Origin of the sequence: Paenibacillus sp. Soil787 (assembly GCF_001429545.1) — a bacterium.
In the GTDB taxonomy this organism is placed as follows: Bacteria; Bacillota; Bacilli; order Paenibacillales; family NBRC-103111; genus Paenibacillus_E.
In genome coordinates this window covers 41632-59918 of record NZ_LMSP01000029.1, presented here as the reverse complement: position 1 = coordinate 59918, position 18287 = coordinate 41632, and the positions used below count along the sequence as shown (strand labels likewise).

At 43.5% G+C, this 18287-nt stretch carries 11 protein-coding genes and 5 pseudogenes; 3 read left to right on the top strand and 13 right to left on the bottom strand.

Annotated elements, in window-relative coordinates; genetic code table 11:
- Window positions 1-20: 20 nt before the first annotated feature.
- The 9 genes and pseudogenes from ASG93_RS36540 to ASG93_RS23150 all read right to left on the bottom strand — a co-directional run.
- A pseudogene (locus ASG93_RS36540) lies at window positions 21-407 on the bottom strand (heterodisulfide reductase-related iron-sulfur binding cluster); the annotation flags it as partial.
- Between the two features lies 1 nt (window position 408).
- The coding region (locus ASG93_RS36535) for a (Fe-S)-binding protein (protein ID WP_162262876.1) at window positions 409-861 on the bottom strand (453 nt) is incomplete at its 3' end.
- A gap of 165 nt (window positions 862-1026) precedes the next feature.
- Complete coding sequence (locus ASG93_RS23180) at window positions 1027-1800, bottom strand: SDR family NAD(P)-dependent oxidoreductase (RefSeq protein ID WP_056835741.1); 774 nt, start codon at window positions 1798-1800, stop codon at window positions 1027-1029.
- A gap of 628 nt (window positions 1801-2428) precedes the next feature.
- Window positions 2429-2941: pseudogene (gene sigK / locus ASG93_RS23175) on the bottom strand (RNA polymerase sporulation sigma factor SigK); the annotation flags it as partial.
- 218 nt (window positions 2942-3159) lie between these two features.
- Complete coding sequence (locus ASG93_RS23170; RefSeq protein WP_056835739.1) at window positions 3160-3945, bottom strand: response regulator; 786 nt, start codon at window positions 3943-3945, stop codon at window positions 3160-3162.
- The gene (locus ASG93_RS23165; protein ID WP_162262874.1) at window positions 3917-5674 is read right to left on the bottom strand and encodes a sensor histidine kinase; all 1758 of its coding nucleotides are present in this window, start codon (window positions 5672-5674) and stop codon (window positions 3917-3919) included. Before ASG93_RS23165 ends, ASG93_RS23170 begins: the two co-directional genes overlap by 29 nt.
- Before the next feature lie 100 nt (window positions 5675-5774).
- Complete coding sequence (locus tag ASG93_RS23160) at window positions 5775-7367, bottom strand: hypothetical protein (RefSeq protein WP_056835735.1); 1593 nt, start codon at window positions 7365-7367, stop codon at window positions 5775-5777.
- A gap of 82 nt (window positions 7368-7449) precedes the next feature.
- Window positions 7450-8331, bottom strand: a complete 882-nt coding sequence (locus ASG93_RS23155; RefSeq protein WP_056835733.1) for a carbohydrate ABC transporter permease — start codon at window positions 8329-8331, stop codon at window positions 7450-7452.
- Window positions 8332-8360: 29 nt separating this feature from the next.
- Entirely contained in the window at window positions 8361-9302 is a 942-nt protein-coding gene (locus tag ASG93_RS23150; protein ID WP_056835731.1) for an ABC transporter permease, read from the bottom strand.
- 318 nt (window positions 9303-9620) lie between these two features.
- Here ASG93_RS23150 and ASG93_RS23145 point away from each other — a divergent pair, with 318 nt between their 5' ends.
- Entirely contained in the window at window positions 9621-10517 is an 897-nt protein-coding gene (locus ASG93_RS23145) for an AraC family transcriptional regulator (protein ID WP_235550947.1), read from the top strand.
- A 52-nt stretch (window positions 10518-10569) separates the two neighbouring features.
- On the opposite strand, the gene ASG93_RS23140 is transcribed toward ASG93_RS23145, so the two are convergent.
- The 4 genes and pseudogenes from ASG93_RS23140 to ASG93_RS23130 form a co-directional block, all read right to left on the bottom strand.
- Complete coding sequence (locus ASG93_RS23140; protein WP_056835728.1) at window positions 10570-13281, bottom strand: glycosyl hydrolase family 95 catalytic domain-containing protein; 2712 nt, start codon at window positions 13279-13281, stop codon at window positions 10570-10572.
- A gap of 711 nt (window positions 13282-13992) precedes the next feature.
- Window positions 13993-14376 (bottom strand): annotated as a pseudogene (locus tag ASG93_RS34420) (ABC transporter ATP-binding protein); the annotation flags it as partial.
- Window positions 14373-14636 (bottom strand): annotated as a pseudogene (locus tag ASG93_RS35355) (sigma factor); the annotation flags it as partial. The pseudogenes ASG93_RS34420 and ASG93_RS35355, both read right to left, overlap by 4 nt.
- 79 nt (window positions 14637-14715) lie before the next feature.
- Window positions 14716-15576, bottom strand: coding sequence for a helix-turn-helix transcriptional regulator (locus tag ASG93_RS23130; RefSeq protein WP_056835727.1), 861 nt, complete (start codon window positions 15574-15576; stop codon window positions 14716-14718).
- Between the two features lie 206 nt (window positions 15577-15782).
- Here ASG93_RS23130 and ASG93_RS23125 point away from each other — a divergent pair, with 206 nt between their 5' ends.
- Together ASG93_RS23125 and ASG93_RS37235 are read left to right on the top strand one after the other, a co-directional pair.
- On the top strand, window positions 15783-17663 hold the full coding sequence (locus tag ASG93_RS23125; RefSeq protein ID WP_056835724.1) for a beta-L-arabinofuranosidase domain-containing protein: 1881 nt from the start codon (window positions 15783-15785) through the stop codon (window positions 17661-17663).
- 155 nt (window positions 17664-17818) lie between these two features.
- Window positions 17819-17905: pseudogene (locus ASG93_RS37235) on the top strand (AraC family transcriptional regulator); the annotation flags it as partial.
- Window positions 17906-18287: the final 382 nt, after the last annotated feature.

The following is an 18287-nucleotide window of genomic DNA, read 5'->3' as shown; positions in this document are numbered from 1 at the left end:
CCTTGACGGTCCCACTCGGTTTATGATCGCTCATGCGCCAGCTTCACTCCCTCGAATAGTAATTCTGCTAGATGCATGACCTTCACGGGTTTTCCACGGTAGGATAAATTGCCTGCAATATTCATTAAACATCCCATATCTAGTCCAACTAGCACTTCTGCTTCCGTTTCCAACACATGATCCGATTTCTCGGATACCATAGCTCCTGAAATATCACACATTTTCACCGCAAAAGTCCCGCCAAACCCACAGCAGTCCTCTGCATGAGGAAGGGGTACCAATTCCAAGTCACGAATATTTTGCATCAATTGCATCGGTTCCTCTTTGACACCTAACAATCGGCTGCCGTGGCAGGACGGATGATAGGTCACTTTGTGCGGGAACACGGCCCCCAAATCAGTCACACCNCATCGGTTCCTCTTTGACACCTAACAATCGGCTGCCGTGGCAGGACGGATGATAGGTCACTTTGTGCGGGAACACGGCCCCCAAATCAGTCACACCCATTACTTGCACGAGGAACTGCGTGAATTCATAAGTTTTTTCTACTAATCGGTTAGCTCTTGCTAGATTGATAGGATCATTTTCAAAAAGCTTCGGATAATAATGATGTATCATACTTGTGCATGAACCCGAGGGTGATATCACAAAATCACTGTCTTCAAACGCTTGAAGCAGTGTCAACGCGGAACCACGCGCCTCATCCCAATAGCCGCTATTGAAGGCAGGCTGACCGCAGCATGTCTGAGTCGCAGGGAAGTCTAGCTTGACGCCATATTTGGCAAGTAATTGAACCATTGATTCACCAACCTTGGGGTAGACAAGGTCGCTTAAGCATGTGATAAATAAAGACACTTTCATAAGGCCGCTTACTCCCTTTCTTAACCGTACATTTTACATACTTCTCTATGCAAATACCTTCCTCAGCAGGATGGAGATAATACCGTTGACTGACGGGACGCTGTTGGTGCATCTAGTAATGCCGCTGCTACAACCACGATCCCATATTCCGTTTTTACACGTTTACTACGCATTTTTCCCAAAAACAACTCCACCGTCAATATATAAAGGAGAGCCCATCATAAATTTCGATTCATCCGAAGCTAGGAACAGAGCCGCTAATGCTACATCCTCCGGCTTCCCCAAATCCCCGCTAAGCTGACGTTTTTTAAGCGATTCGATGGCTGCTGCAGGATCATCATAAGAGTTTTTCAAATAATCTTCGACAAATGGCGTGAAAATTGTGCCAGGAAGCAATGCGTTAACACGAATATTAAACGAAGCATAATCGACTTGCATCGATTTGGTTAATGCCAAAATCGCCCCTTTGGTAGCCGAATAAGAAGCACGTTTCGCTAATCCAATTTCAGCAATACAGGAGGACATATTAATAATAGAGCCTGACATACGATCCATCATGTGAGGAATTACATATTTGCTTGGCAGAAATACACCACGAATATTTACGTTCATCACACGATCCCACGCATCTGGTTCAACCTCATGCAGAGCTCCAACACCGCTAATTCCAGCATTATTAAAAAGAACATCTATACGCCCAAACTCCGCAATTGCACGATCCACCATGGCTTTGACTGAATCTGGATCGGTTACATCCGCTTGAATAAAAAAAGAGGTGCCACCTGCATCTTGAATTTCCTTAGCTGTCTCCGTTCCTTTTATCGCATCCAGATCGTTGACTACAATCGTTGCCCCTTCTTTAGCAAAAAGCAACGCTGAGCTTTTACCGATTCCCGAACCCGAGCCTGTAATTAATATAATCTTTCCTTCCAGCCTCATATTAAATCCTCCTCTGATTGTCGGTTTACTATATTAAACCAGGTTTTATATAGTAATCTTATCACCTCCACTTATTTTTGACAACAATGTAATCTTAGTTTTCGAAAGTAAAGCAGGCGCCTAACTAGGTTAGACGCCTTTCTTTCTTAACCACCCAATGATGCTTAGGCATAGAACAACTAATAACTAATCAAAGATAGCCACCATATTGTTTTTTGACTATGCTATCAAACCAAACATATTATTGACTAATTCTACTGCAGAAAGGACAGACGAATGATTTCATTCAACCTGCCCTTTCTTTATCATATGCATGACTTCTATCCCGGCAATTGTTTTCTCTGCAATACTGAAAGACGTTTAATGACTTTCCTTTCTTTATGAATCGATGATCTGTTCAATAATATTGTTTAGATATTTTTGTTGTCTTAGTACTGTTTCTTGATTCATAGCTTTCTCGTCCTTCAATTGCTAGATTGCGGTAGGGTAAGATGGGTTTTTATCAACGGTAATTACGTGAGGCGATTGATTATGAGGTGAAATCAACGATTTCTTGAAAAATCGTTTGGCCGCGGGACCATTTCGATTTTCAGAGTGCGAGTACTCGATTGTTTAACTTTAAGAAAAATCACCGTTTCGCCTTATAAAACTCATGATACAGCTTCATGAGCGCCCGCTTCTCAATCCGAGACACATACGACCGCGAAATCCCCAGCTCCTTCGCAATCTCCCGCTGCGTCCGCTCTTCCCCGCCAAGTTCCAGACCAAACCGGCCAACGACGACTTCCTTCTCGCGATCGTCCAATATCTCCAGATTGCGATAGATTTTGCTCTTCTCTATCTTGGACTGAACCTTATCCACGACATCGTCCGCTTCTGTACCGAGGATGTCGATCAAAGTAATTTCATTCCCCTCTTTGTCCGTTCCGATGGGATCATGCAAAGACACATCTTTGCGCGTTTTCTTCAACGAGCGAAGATGCATAAGTATTTCATTTTCTATACAACGTGCTGCGAAAGTCGCTAGCTTGGTCCCTTTGTTCGGCGAAAACGACTCGATCGCTTTAATCAATCCGATCGTCCCGATGGAGATCAAATCCTCCAAATCTTCCCCTGTGTTGTCGAATTTTTTGAGGTTGTGAAAACACGAAGCAACGTAAATTCAAAATTATACACAGTGCCTTTTCATAAAGAAGGTTAAACTAGCGTGATTTTGATACAATAGAAGACATTTGTGATTCAGTTTCTTAGTGTAGCTTGGCTCAATTGGTAGGTTTAAAATGACCTCTGCCAGCTAATCAGGTTCAGCGTATCTTCCAATTTGGGAATTCATCAGGCACGTAACCACTCTCCTGTTCACTAACTCGGATCAGATATGCAGCCATCAACTGAGATGACAAAAAAAGCTTCCCTATAGTCGCCTGGCGTTTGACCTGTATATTTGCGAAAGACTTTATAAAATGTCCGGCGATTTTCGTAGCCTACGTGTTTCGCAATTTTGTCCAAAGACATCCCCTTCATCCCAATAAGGAGCTGCTTAGCCTTCTCTACTCGGACTTCATTGAGAAGAAAGTTGAATGTGTTACCCGTTTCTTTTTTGAATATTTGCCCTACATACACAGGATGCTGATCCAACAAAGAGGCAGCGTCACCAAGAGAAATATCCTTCATATAATTTGTCTTAATATAGTCAATTAAGATTCTGATATTCTCATTAGAATTCCCTTGTGGTTCCCCGGCTTCTTGCGTTTTAAGCTGAGTGGCTTGTTTCTCCTCCATAATATCAATTGCCATTCTTTTTAATAATTCGGCTAACTCCAACTGATTAATAGGTTTCAACAAGTATTCTTTGACTTGCAAGCGAATACCTTCACGTGCATATTTAAACTCATCATATCCCGAGAGAATGATAAAGTGGGAGACATCTTTCTTTTGAGCCTCGCGAATCAGAGTCAAACCATCCATTTCAGGCATTTGAATGTCAGTTATTATCAAGTCAGGACGAAAGTAATCCATCTTTTCAAGCGCTTCGATACCATCGTTTGCTGTAACAATCTTGGTGAAAGCGGTATTCTCCTTTTCTACCATATCCCGTATACCAGCCAATATAATCTGTTCATCGTCCACGATCATTAACTTCAGCATCGCCGTTCTCCTTTAAATAAAGTCGAAGTGAACAAACAGTCCCCTCACCAGGAAGGCTGCTAAACATCACGCCTGAATTCCCGCCGAAAAACGCTTTCACCCGTTCCGCTACATTTGTAAGGCCAATGCCTGTTCCTTGTGTCTGCATTCCGCCAACAGCCTCACCTGCAAGGACTTGCCGCAGTATCGAAAGCTTTTCTACTGAAATACCTGAACCATTGTCAGATACCTCGATAATAGCGTAATCCTGCTCGATGGCAAACCGTATGTCGAGTCGCTTGGCTCCTCTTCGCTTCGATAGTCCATGAATGATACTGTTTTCTACAAGCGGCTGTAAAATAAACCGCGGACATTTCATCGTCATCAGCCCTTCTTCGAGGGATATCTCATATTCAAGATCACGCATCCGAATCTGATGGATAGAGAGGTATCTTTTAACATTGTTCAATTCATCCTGAAGAGTCGTATCATCTTGTTTGGACAAACTGTAACGCAAAAGGTCCCCGAGGGAATAAGCCATATCCGCAACAGTTGAATCACCATTCGCCCTGGCCAGCATGCGCATCGTTTCCAGCGTATTATATAAAAAATGGGGCTGGATTTGTGCTTGCAGCATTTGAAACTCAGCTTCTTTCTTCAGTAACTCTACTTTTTGAACACGGTTTACGAGTTCATCAACGCGGTTGATCATGGCATTGTAGTTCAAGATCAGAAACCCGACCTCATCTTTTCCTGCGTGTCCGGTGTACGGATGATTCAAGGAATCCGCCTCTACACGGCGCATATGTCGCGATAATAAGAGGAGTCGTTTGGTCAGGGAAGAAACAAAAATGTAATAAAGAAGGGTCAGCAAGGCAAGTAATGCAAAACCTCCCGCTATCCACCATTTCTTATGGCGGAGCAGCGTAAACATGGCATCCTTCTTGTTAATTTCAATAATCGTAAGCCCCAGTCTCGACAAGCCCGTCGAATTGACGAGCAATTGATTGCGATCAGTCATTAACGTTTTACTCCCATTCGCAAGGGTGGAAGACTTAATCTCCATTAGTTGATTTCTGGAAAATGTATTGTCCATTTTTTGATACACGATGTTGCCATCTTGACTCACCAATAGGATCACATTGTTAGGATGGAGACTCCGAAGCTGATCGAGGAACTCCTCAAAGAATATGGGTTGAATCGTAATTTGAAGTACACCAAGATCGTTAGAGTACGAATCGTTATAAATCTTGTGAAAGTAAGCCAGTGTTGGTACTTGACCGATAGAATCGATTGTCCATATCCCTTTTTTCGGACCCATTGCCTTCCAATCAGAGGTTTTAATGACATCTTCCAATTCGTGATAAGCCTTAAAACCGGTAACGTTCAGTAAACGTTCTTCGTATTTAGGGTATATGGTAAGATTTCGCACAAGTTTATCTCCAAGATATGAAAATGAAATAGCGGGTACGATTTCTTTCAGATAGGCGTAAATTAAATCTCGATCATTAGTGTAGTCTCCTCGCAAAAATTCAATTAAAGCGTTGTTATTCTGATATATCGAGTAAAGTGATTCGATCTTAACTAAACTAGCGTCAAGATTAACAGCTAATTGTTCAATATTCTGCTGATTAGCTAGTTGGTATTGCGCAATAAACTTATCATTCATCTGGCTATAAACAAAATAGGCAAAAGTAAGGAACGGAATAATAATCAGAAGAATATAGCCTACAATCATTTTAATACTCATGCGCATATTCTTCACGGCTCCGTTTCAAAAAAATGAACGAACTCATACGGAATGAAGACCATCCAATATGGCTACATTCTGTATGAGTTTATATGATCTCTTATTTTGATTTCGTCAAACTATCGTATTTTTCTTTCAACGGTCCGTATTGCTTTGTAGCCCACGATTCCAGTTTGGTCATCCCGATTTTCTCAGCTTTGCTCAGCATGTCATCGTACGCTTTTGCGGCTTCCGCCTCCGATTTCGAAAGATACACTTTCGTGACTTCCGTTTTCACCATATTATCGATATTCGCCCGAATAATCTGCTCCGGAGAATCGGTATCAGGATTAATCATGCCGATTGCCGGGTTATATTTCGTTATTTTAGAGTAAGCTTCCCCTTGGCGCGTCGTTTCCGAGCCTTTCTTGTAGGAGCCTAAAGCCATGCCAACACCGCTCTCCGTTGGCACGCCCCACCAGTAAACACCGTTCTTCTTGAGAATCTCAATATTTTGGACATCATAATTAAATTCTGGATATCCTGCTGCGTTCCAGGTCCAATCCTTATCTTTAATTCCCCACTCCGCTGTTCTCCACCCATCTTCCGAAAATAAGTATTTGAGAAGCCTCACGGTCGCCTCGACATTCTTATTGTTCTTCGTTACGTACATACCGAGTCCGCCAGTCCCTGTACTGATGATGGATGCGTTCGGTCCAAGCGGCTCCGCGAGTTGAACGAACTTGAGATTTTTATCTTTTGAGTCTGCATTGAGGCGGTCCGCAGCGGAATAGGTCCACGTGTAAGCAAAGCCTTTGCCGGCGAGCACCATTTGCTCGGTCTCCGACTCGTTCTTATACGCGAAATTTTCCGACGTGACAAAGCCGTTGCGATACAAACTGTTCATATAAAGCATCGACTTGCGTACCTCATCCTGTCTGAGATAATATTCAATCTTGCCGTTCTTGTCGACAAACCCACCCTGAGCGCCGAATTGCGTATCAAAAAAAGGTCTTAGCCAATTCGGGTTCAAGATTAATGGCATCATTTCCGGGTGCTTAGCTTTAACATCGGCGAAAACCTTATTGAGATCGTCAATCGATTTGATAGCTGGATTTCCGATTTCCTCCAAAATATCTTTGCGCATAGCAAGTCCCGGAACCATCATATGTGCGAAAGGGTTGGCTTTCCATTCGGCCTCCGTTGAGAAATCATTGCGGATGGCGTAATAATTGCCATCAGTTACGGTACTAACCAGCTCTTTAATCGGATCAAATTTTACATCCGGAGCGTACTTCGGAAAAATTTGATTGTATGGAAGACTAAGTTTCGCATCTGACATGAGTTTGAAGTTGAAAGACACCACGATATCCGGCAGATCACCGGAGGCCGTCATCAAAGCCAATTGCTTGTCATCGGTAGCAACAGTGACTTTTGGCTTCACACAGGTTGCTTTTGTAATCGCTTCCGGAATTTCGCCCGACCATTCCTGAAACGGATACCACGTGGCATCGACGAACATATTTAGCTCGACAGGTGATGTACAGGAACTTGGATTCCCGCTTGTACCAACAGCGGTTTTGGTGGCCGCTTGAGTACTACTCACTGATGAATTTCCCCCATTATCCGTACTCGTGCTGCAGCCCGCAAGCACACCCCCTATCAGAAGCGGAGCGACTACCATCTTGGTGATCCTTTCGATTCGTTTTTTCATTTTCTTTCCCCCTTCATAATAACTTCTTATTTTCAAGCACTCTGATTGACATCCAAATAAGAGTGCTATAAAAATATTGCTTTCAACCCTTGACGGAACCAAGCATTATACCCGATACGAAATGCTTTTGCAGAAACGGGTACACGCCGAGAATGGGAACGATCGATATAACCATGGCGGTGGCCTGAATAGAAAATGGTGTGACGCTCGATCGCGACATGGCGGCCATCTGTGCTTCTCCGGTAGGGACCATCGACTGATTAATGACTTGCATCATTCGATAGGTAAGCGTACGCAAGTTCTCGTCCTGTACGAAATAAGCGGAATCAAGCCATGAGTTCCACTGTCCTGAGCCTAAGAATAGACTCATCGTCGCAAGCAGCGGCATAGAAACCGGAAGTATGATCTTCGTGAAAATGCGAATTTCAGAGGCGCCATCCATACGTGCCGATTCCCCAAGTTCATCGGGAATTTCCCTAAAAAAGGAGATCGCGATTAGCAGGAAAAACAGATTCAGCATGCTCGGAATGACATAAACACCAAATGTATTAATCAGTTTAAGGCTCTTTAAAACGATATAGTAGGAGATCAATCCGCCGGAGAAGTTCATGGATACGATTACAATTAAGAAATAGCTTCTCCTGAAAATCAGATCTCTCTTGGACAGTCCATAAGCAACTAAACAAGTAAAGAGAACGGCAAGCGATGTCCCTATGACAGTTCGAAGCACCGAGATACCCAATGATTTAATCCACTTCGGGTTTTCGAGGAAATAGAGATAGTTACCGAGCGTGAAGCTTCTCGGCCATAGATACATGCCTCCGGCGGCTGTATCGGTGCCGGCGTTAAACGTGATCAACAAAATGTAATAGAACGGATATACCGTAACAAAAACGATGATGACTAGGACGACCGCTATAATGGAATCCAGTACGCGATCCTCGACTGTTTTTCTTCTGCGCAAAATGGATCACCTCTTTTTTTCTTGTCGAGCTAGAACAATCCAGTTCCCGATACACGCTTGGCAATCGCGTTGCTGGTGAAAATCAGCATGACTGAAATAACGGATTGCATTAAATCAATTGCGGTTGCGAACGAGAATCTTCCTTGCGCAAGCCCAATCGTGAAAGCGTAGGTCTGAATGATTTGAGACTTCTCGCTGTTTAATGTATTGCCGAGCAGCATCGACTGTTCAAAATTCGATCCGACTAAGCCGCCGCCTAGCATGCTGCCAATTGTCAGAATCAAAACAACGATGCTTGCGTTCTTCAGCCCGGGCAGCGTAATATAGAGAATTCGCTTAAGCCGCCCCGCCCCATCGATTTCCGCAGCCTCATAAAGCGAAGGATCGATACCGGCAAGTGCCGCAAGAAAGATAATCGTCCACCATCCGGCCTCTTTCCAGATGGCCGTAGAAACTGCGAGTCCCCAGAAGGCATCCGGGTTCGTCAGAATGTCGAGCGGTTTATCCACGAGATGGAGCGATTGCAATAAGTAGTTAATGATGCCGAAACCACTTGAGAAGAACGAATAAGCAATGCCGGTTACAACTACCCAGGAAACAAAATGAGGCAAGTAACTGACTGTCTGGACGAACCGCTTGAGGAATACATGCTTCACTTCACTGAGCAGAATGGCAAACAGAATCGGGATTGGGTAGGAAAAGATGATTTTTAACAAACTTAAAACCAGAGTATTGCGCACTAGCATCGGAAAATTGTAATCATTAATTAACTCTTTGAAATGGGTGAGCCCAGCCCAAGAGCTTGTAAAAATACCTTCAATTCCTGTCGATATTTTATAATTCTTGAACGCAATAATAATTCCAAACATCGGAATGTAACTAAAAATCAATAGGAACACAAGCCCGACCCAGACAAACAGCTGAAAAGGCAGCTGATTTTGAAAGCGTTTTATAAATACGTCATTGTTCATAACTATCACCACCCTCTAAATTTTTGTATGTCTATATGTCTAAATTATAATTTGAAGGGTGCCTACGATGATACGGTTCATTTCCAAGATAAGTGTGCCTATTTTAAAGCTTCGTATAAAGGGAAAACTTCACCCAAAGAGAGGAACATCTTTAAGGTGAAGTCTACCAAAGACAAACTGAATACCAAGTTGAAATTTTTGGTATTGTTAAGTACGAGCTTGCGTTAAGCTTGTTGAACACACATAATAAAATTAAAGGGCTGCTTTAAATCTTCCTACGAAACAATTTAAAGAATCTGAAAAAGGGGGATTGGTCAAGTGGAGCTCCCAAAAGTTAATGTCGAAAATATGAACGTTAAGATTTCGTTAGGCGGTTTATTGTTAAACGTTTTGTATATCAAATTCGGGGTCTTTTATCAATCCTTTCTCGAACACAGCCATAGCATGAAAAGCTACGAATTGCATTATATTCCTCAGGGACAGGGAATCTTGGTAGCAAACGGCCGAAATTATCCGATACATCCTGGTACTCTTTATATGACTGGCCCAGATATTGCGCACGAGCAAACCACGGTTCTCTCCGACCCTATGGCGGAATACTGCATATGCTTTGAAGTGTTGGCCAATAACATTAACGATGATCCGGATCTTTCCTCTATAGCAAACCAATTCGTTCAAACAACTTTTTGGTTCGGTCAGGACAAGCAGAATTTGTTGCCATTGTTCGAGCAACTCTCCTATGAAACAACCTATCAATATATCGGCTACTACCTGACGGTTCAACATATTATCGAGCAGATCGTCATCAAGCTGGTCAGAAACTACACAAACGATATTCCGACCTCCTCTGTTATGCCGCTTAAAACCTTAGACGACGAGAGAGTCGTTATCATTGAAAATAGTTTTTTATACAACTATGATGATTTAACTATACAGAAGCTCGCTCAAAAACTGAGACTAAGTGTCAGACAGACGGAGAGAACCATTCAACAGTATTATGGCCAATCGTTTACACAAAAAAAGACCCAAGCAAGAATGACGGCTGCCGTTCACCTTCTTACTACAACCTCAATGACCATTAGTGAAATAGCGCGACATGTCGGTTTTTCTTCATTGGAACAATTTTGTACTACCTTTAAGAAATACTACAATGTTTCGGCAGGTGAGTTTCGCTCCTTGCGTAAGTCCTTTGATCTCAATGAGACATCCCAATGAAGACACATAACAAATCAAGACTATCCTTGAAGTGTACACCTCGAACATCGCATCAATTGGACAAAATAAATACAACTGTAACGTCTATACCAGAATTCAGCGTTAAGCGAATATGTTTACCAAATTCATCGTCAAGTGCCTCTACTTCTTGGGCGTTAACCATTGCTTTTGTCCAAGGAATACCCACTTTTACTTTTACTTCATTTTGATTTACAACTGATTTTAATGTAACACATGCAATGTTAGTGTCCCAAAATAACCCTCTAACCTCTACCCGGGTCCTTGCCATTAATCCTTTTATTGACCCCGATTTCCATTCAGAGGGCAGCGCCGGAAGTATTTCAATTTCACCTGTATTGGAAAATAGCAGCGCTTCATTTACTGCCCCCACAGTACCAAATAATGTATCCGTACAATAGCAGTCGTTTCTTCTGTTTGTGTCATGGTCTGTCATCAAGGAAGTGTAATAACCGGAATCCGTCATCATCGGCAGAAGGGACGAGACGACCCCGTCGCCGTTTTTTAACCTGGCATAGACCAGCGCCTTATGCATCCAGCCGTGCCCCGCTGTCGCGTCCCCTGTATTGTATTTATTTCTGTTTTCAACCGCGATAATTGCTGCTTCCGTCAACTCCGTATTGTTCTGCGTTTCGTACGCAGGCCATGCCGGATAAAGATGGCTTAAATGGCGGTGATTGTTGTTTTCCGTATATTCACTCATCGCCCATTCGCGTAAAGCGCCGTCTTTGTCAACCTTATAATCCGGCATTAGTCCTAACAAAGCTTCCCATTTGGCGACTGCAATTTCATATCCGTCGCGCTTTACTGCTTTTTCCATGGATATGACCATATGCAGTCCATCCCGCGCCGCAGCAATATCCATCGTGGCATTTGCCGTAATCGTACTGTTGTAACCGATCGGGTTATTCTCTGGAGAGTAGGTAGGAATAAGCAAATATTTCTCGCCTGAATTTAACGCAGTTTTGCCTTTCTCATAGCACGCATTATTGTTTATATCCGTATAGTATTCCGGCGTACATAGCTGCTCCCAGAAATTAGCCTGTTTTGTCAGCAGCGGAAGTAAAATATCCTTTTCCAAATCTAGAAATCCATTTTCGATCAATTGACTGAATTCTTCATCCGTAAGCCCACCGTCCTTTATACTGAGAAGCGGTTTCAGATCATGGATTCTCATGTTGTCGTTGATCGGAATCTGCCCATTGCCGTAACACTGCCAATACTCGAAGATCGGGAGCAGACACCAGCTCGCTCCGGCATTCCAATATTCAAACGGATAGTCATTGTCGTATTCCACATGCATTGCGCGGTCGATGTCCGAGTTTACTGACACCTGCAGGGCATCATGCATCCCGTAGGCCATTCGCGCATTGTATTCGAAGTCGGGCGTGTTTCTCAAGAAGAAAGTGATGTATCCAAGCTGCGCTTGCGTGAAATGGCCTGTATTCATCGGAGAAACCTGCAAATTCACATTGGCGTCAAGCGTATAGATACCTCGCCAGCCAGGATTCCACTCCCCGGTCCACATCCCATACAAGCGCGGAGCGCTTGAACCGCTGCAGCATAGTAAGGCATAACGTCCCTGGTTGTACACCTGCTCCATAAAAGCATGATTGATTCTAGTTTTTGATGCCTTTTGCGCGTTGATTAGCGTTACATTGTCAGCGCTCTTGTCATCCTCGTCGCCTGTAAGAGTAAATTGTGCAGCGTTAAATTCTGCGGAATGCTTTAGGGCGTGAGGCGTGAGGGCAGCTTGATAATCGAATTTACCATAGGCATCTTTATATTTTTCAGCGACCGCATTCGTGTTCTGAAATAAATTGTCTACGATAGCGTATTGCGTCATTCCGGCAAATTCTTCGATTTTGCCCATATCAAATGTCCTGTTCGATTGCGTAATTAAATATACGGCGTCGGCGTCGATCACTTGGATCGCAGGATTCTGTTCCATTCCTACATTCATCGGTTCATTCGTGTCAGCGAGCAGTACTCTCTTCTTGGTTCCATTAACAACAATAATCTGCGTCAGACCTGCATACCCACCATTGCTCAGCTCGCTGTCCTGATAGGATGGGTAATGGGCAACCTGCGTGATATATGCCGCATTCGGTTCCACAAGCTTTTTGTATTGAAGCGCCGTTAGCTCAGACATACCATCCCTCGATTTGTACATGCTCGAAATGTCATCAATGGAGATGATCATATTGATCTTAGCGCCTTCAGAGGATTGTGAGATCTTCGTAATCGAAACATTGTCTTCTCTGGATGTAAACGAGGTTCGGATCCATTCGCCAAATTCATCGGTGTATCGTACTCCGGTTTCGGCTGTTTCATAATTCGTCCATCTCTCATAATCAGACACGGCTCCCTTATCAGTCACGCCTAATCTGAGCTGGTGTCCCGGATGATAACTATAAAAATAGGTTCTTACCCTCGTTGTACCGTCCGGAAAAGTAATCTTCCATTGATCGTTTTGTTTAAAAACATTCCATCTGGCATCAGCAAGCTGCCCCGTTAATTCTCCTGGAATCGCTCTTGGATCTCGAGACGGATAGTTGAACCACATATTTTGAAAAATAAAGCTGTCCGTATAAGGCGATCCTGACGTGACATACCCATTTTCGCCATTTCCACTAATCATGCCTTCCCGCCACGCCAATCCGGGATTTGTTGTTGCCACCTCTTTATAGGTGTTAGCGTAATTGCCTTTTTCGTACATTCGTGTAATTTCCGATATTTTAGTCATGCTATTCCCCCCTGATCTGCTCGCTATGGTATTAATTATATCTGGCAGGGGAAGGTTCATGAATCGTTCAGAGCGACATAAAAGAAAGCAAATATGTCGCAATTTAGCAGGCAATGGGGTCAGTGCTGCACATTCTCCTTTAATTAATGAGGAAGAGCGCTGACATCAATCTCAAAATTATGAATACAAAATAAGTCCTCCACATTGGAAAACTGCCGAAGCTCTGACTCGCTACTACGGAACGATCCGCCATCTCGAAGCACATCGATTCGACTTCCCCTTTAAGGTTATACCTACCTTGTCTACGTTTGCGTCAAGGAGACTACGAGACTTCCATCGGTTGTCTGCACATTCTATTCTATCCATCCTGATCCTAAACACGTCGATGAGCCTGGCAGGTTATATCCCTTTGTTTGTTTCCCTGCAAGATATACATATTTGCATAAGTTTCCCCGATTGTTTGGCGGGTCACCCAACATCGCCGCCACCTCTGGTTCACCGCATTCCGGGCTGATTTTGCCTGCCCTTCAGATTCCTTCTCACGAGAAACACCCTGCCAATCCTAACCCTGCTGGATTAGGACCTCTAATTCGGCTACGGTACTTTAAAAGGTAAGTTATCGAGTGGATTTGAACCACTTAGAGATTGTGCGACTGTGAGACGCACAAATAAACCGGAACCCCTTATTTGGAGTTCCGGCCTAATAAACTACTAAAAAACTTCATTCAACCGCCCATCCACAATCCGCTTCGCCTGCTGCGCAATCAATAAGTCATGCGTAATCAAAATAATTGTCCGCCCATGTTCATTTAATCGCTTTAAAATGTTTAAAATCTCCACACCTGTCTTAGAATCTAACGCTCCCGTAGGCTCATCTGCCAAAATAATCGGAGGATCTCCTGCCAACGTTCGCGCAATAGCAACACGCTGCTGCAGTCCGCCAGATAACTCTGATGGAAAATGCTTCTTACGATCCAGTAAGTCCACCGATTCCAGTGCTTGCAAAACGAGTGGCTCTCTTTCCTTTTTGCTCATCCCCCGATAGATCAAAGGCAACTCCACATTCTCATAGGCACTTAATCTCGGCAGCAGATGTCGATCAACGTAATTTCATTCCCCTCTTTGTCCGTTCCGATGGGATCATGTAGGGACACATCTTTACGAGTTTTCTTCAGAGAACGCAAGTGCATCAAGATATCATTCTCAATACAGCGAGCCGCGAATGTTGCGAGTTTCGTCCCTTTGTTCGGCGAGAACGACTCGATATCTTTGATCAAACCGATGGTTCCAATCGAGATCAAATCCTCGAGATCTTCACGTGTGTTGTCGAATTTTTTTTGACGATGTGTACACAAAGCAACGTAGAATTTATTCCGATTTACTCTTTTACTTCCGTAAATTTTGGTTACTGGGGTATTTTTGCAACAGTTAAGTTTATTTGTATAAATTTCTATGGAAAGAAGAAGGAGACTCGCCGAACACTTTTTTGAATACCCGGCTGAAATAATAAGGGTTTTGAAAGCATAAGCGCTCGCTTATTTCCGATACCATCATTTCTGTGTTCTGAAGCAGTGCAGCGGCCTGCTTCATGCGAACGGAGGTGTGAAAAGCGATGATGCAAAGACCCGTCTTTTGTTTAAATAAAGTGGATAAATAGGAATAATTCAGTTTTAAATGAGCAGCAAGCAGGCTGGAATCAAAAGCTTCCTCTTTATGAAGGATAAGAAACGACTTGATTTTATCAACAAGGATATCGGATTTGTCCGATATCTGTTGTTTGCTAATATACTTATGAATCTCGAGAAAGAATGCCAACGCTTGCATGCTAATAGATGTCGGATGCGTATTATCTTCACCGGAGTATGTGTGAACCAAATCACTTAACAAAGGTATGCACGGTAAAGGAGAAGACAGGCGGCAATGTTTCGGCAGTGAGAGGCCGCTAGTGTAATCTTCACGAGTAAAAGGTCCAGTTTTGGGAAGCATGTTCATGGTAATTCCAAGATCGGGAGTAGGCTGCGGGTAAAAATGTATCCAGTACCATGACGTCCCTGGCATCGATTTTACAGTGCCATAATGGTGCAGTCCGCTCTGAAGAAACAGGTAACTGTTATCGTTAACCGTATACTCTATATTTTCTTCGATGACTTGCATGCTTCCTTTCGTCACATACAAAAAAACATCATAGTCGGTACATCGGTCAGGGTGGAGATAAGGTTGTGCAGAAGTGTGATAACCGAGATCCCTTACGCAAGGCAAGTACCGTGCGCCGAAGCTGTACATTTGCTTTTCCATTGTGATCGTCCCTTTTCAAAAAAATGAATACTTTAAAGTTAGTATAAATTTTTTTGCAGCAAGACTCAATGCTCATTGATTCTAATTTACCTAAAAAAAGTATATGTACAGTTAAAAGGTTGTGTATTCACTTGCCTGTTTTTTTGTGTAAAAATAAAATTGGGAATGAAACCCGACAATTAAAGCATACGGGGAGCGATGGAGAGATGAAATTAACTTTAAAAGCAATGCCCCGCGGCAGAACACAGCTGACGGACAGCCCGTTCAAGATGAGATATGAGCTGAATAGAACGTATTTAATGAGTCTGACCGAACTAAATTTATTGCGAAATTATTATATAGAAGCAGGATTGTGGAGCTACAGCGGCAGTGGTGGAACAACTCCGGGAATTACAACCTGCGAAGGTCAGCCTGAGGGCTGGCATTGGGGGTGGGAAGCCGTGACATCCGAGCTTCGTGGGCATTTCCTCGGTCACTGGCTCTCCGCGGCAGCCATGATTATTGTTCAATCGGATGACGTGCGCGTTAAAGTTAAGGCGGATTATATAATCAATGAGCTTTCCCGCTGTCAGCAGGCCAATGGCGGAGAATGGCTTGGGCCCTTTCCTGAATCATATTTGACTCGCATTGCGGCAGGCAAATGGGTATGGGCACCGCAATATACACTGCATAAGCTGCTGATGGGTCTTTTTGATATGTACGCTTTATCCGGCAATGAGCAGGCACTTGAAGTCATGACTCGTTTTGCTGATTGGTTTTTCCGGTGGACAGGTTCATTTACGGCGGAGCAATTGGATGACCTAATGGATTTCGAAACAGGAGGCATGCTTGAAGTATGGGCAGATCTCTATGCAGTGACGAAGAATCCTCAGTACAAGGAATTAATGCTTCGATACGACCGTAAACGTTTTTTTGATCCGCTGCTCAGTGGGCAGGATATGCTAACGAATAAACATGCGAATACGCAAATTCCTGAAATTCTCGGTGCCGCACGCGTGTGGGAAGTGGTGGGAGATTCACGTTGGAGAGGGATCGTGGAAGCATTCTGGCAATCGGCAGTGGAACAGCGCCAGTGTTATTGTACGGGGGGGATATCTTGCGGAGAAATCTGGACGCCGCCGGGTAAGCTGTCCGGCAGATTGGGTTCAGCCCAGGAGCATTGTTCGACCTATAATATGATGCGTTTGGCCCATATTTTGTTTCAATGGACAGGAGACTTTCGTTATGCTGATTTCTGGGAACGAAACCTCTATAATGGCATACTAGCCCAACAGCATCCGCAAACGGGCATGATTTCGTATTTTCTGGATATGGGTGCCGGCAGCAAGAAGACATGGGGCTTGCCAACGGAGCATTTTTGGTGCTGTCATGGGACGCTTCTGCAAGCGCAAGCTTCTTACGATCTATCTATTTTCTTTGAAGATCAGGAAGGGCTTATTGTCAGCCAATACATTCCTGCTACTTTGAGATGGAGTTTTGCCGATGTCCTTATTACTATTGAATTAACGCAAGAATCACAGGCTGGCTTGGCTCCCTTACAGAAGTTCTCCTTAAAGGGCCTCAATGCGATCCAGAATGTACATGTGCCGCCAATCCCTGAGCAGCGACCGGATTGTTACGTGTATGGGCTGCAAATCTCCTGCGAGGAAGAAACAGCTTTTACAGTGAAACTTAGAGTTCCTTGGTGGGTCAAAGGGGAGCCTATCATCACGGTGAATGGTGAACTTGAGCATTCCATTGTGCATAAGCCGGGAGTTATTGAAATCACGCGTGCTTGGTATTCTGATGTGATTCGGATCGTATTCAATAAAGCGTTGACAACTGTAGGTTTACCAGATCGTCCGGATATGGTTGCTTTTATGGATGGTCCTCTCGTTCTTGCAGGCCTTGTAGATGAGGAACGACAATTAATTGGAAGTCTAGAGTCGCTTGATAGCATTCTGACACCGCATAATGAGCGTCATCATAGCTGGTGGAATGCAGCCTCCTACAGAACGGTTAATCAGGAGAGAGGGATGCGATTTATTCCGGTTAACGAGGTTGTTGACGAAGCGTACACCATCTATTTTCCCATTCGAAGCAAATAATACATTTAACCTCTGTACGCACATAGCGGAAAAAGTGAACCTATCCCCGGCTTATCTGGGGAAATTATTCAAAAAGCACAGGCTGATATCTATGACAGACTATATCAATAATGTCCGGGTTACCTATGCCAGCAATCAAATTGCCGTAGGGCTTTTCAAGCCGCAGCCATTTTTTCACCTTATTTAAAAAGGCCTATGGAGTCACGCCGAATCAATTCAGAAGCAATTTTAAAGGAAAGTAAAAAAAGCCGCCATTAAAGTAATAACGAAAAGCACCGAAAACTATTTTTTAATGGTAGCCCCTTCTGCGAATAGCGCAGAAGGGGCTTTTTCCAATCCTGGAAAAGCCCACGCTTTGAATCAAAAGATCACGATAGTAATTTTCTTGAGTATTCCTTGGTGAAAAAAGAATGGTACTTGCTCTGGTATCACATCAATCATCGAACAATGATGAATACCAAACTTGAAAAATTGAATCAATCCAAGAGTTGTCCATTTCACCTGAGCGAGTCGCCCAAATTGGTTTAGACATTGAGAAGCAAGTTGATTACGATGAAATTCATGGAACGTATACAATCCGATAACCTTTCTAAATAATGAAGCCGAATGCCGCTATTCCATAAA

Bases quoted from the DNA above. Each gene is read 5' to 3' on its own strand.
- ASG93_RS23180 (WP_056835741.1), bottom strand. From the start codon at position 1,800: ATGAGGCTGGAAGGAAAGATTATATTAATTACAGGCTCGGGTTCGGGA.
- ASG93_RS23170 (WP_056835739.1), bottom strand. From the start codon at position 3,945: ATGCTGAAGTTAATGATCGTGGACGATGAACAGATTATATTGGCTGGT.
- ASG93_RS23165 (WP_162262874.1), bottom strand. From the start codon at position 5,674: ATGAGTATTAAAATGATTGTAGGCTATATTCTTCTGATTATTATTCCG.
- ASG93_RS23160 (WP_056835735.1), bottom strand. From the start codon at position 7,367: ATGAAAAAACGAATCGAAAGGATCACCAAGATGGTAGTCGCTCCGCTT.
- ASG93_RS23150 (WP_056835731.1), bottom strand. From the start codon at position 9,302: ATGAACAATGACGTATTTATAAAACGCTTTCAAAATCAGCTGCCTTTT.
- ASG93_RS23140 (WP_056835728.1), bottom strand. From the start codon at position 13,281: ATGACTAAAATATCGGAAATTACACGAATGTACGAAAAAGGCAATTAC.
- ASG93_RS23130 (WP_056835727.1), bottom strand. From the start codon at position 15,576: ATGGAAAAGCAAATGTACAGCTTCGGCGCACGGTACTTGCCTTGCGTA.
- ASG93_RS23125 (WP_056835724.1), top strand. From the start codon at position 15,783: ATGAAATTAACTTTAAAAGCAATGCCCCGCGGCAGAACACAGCTGACG.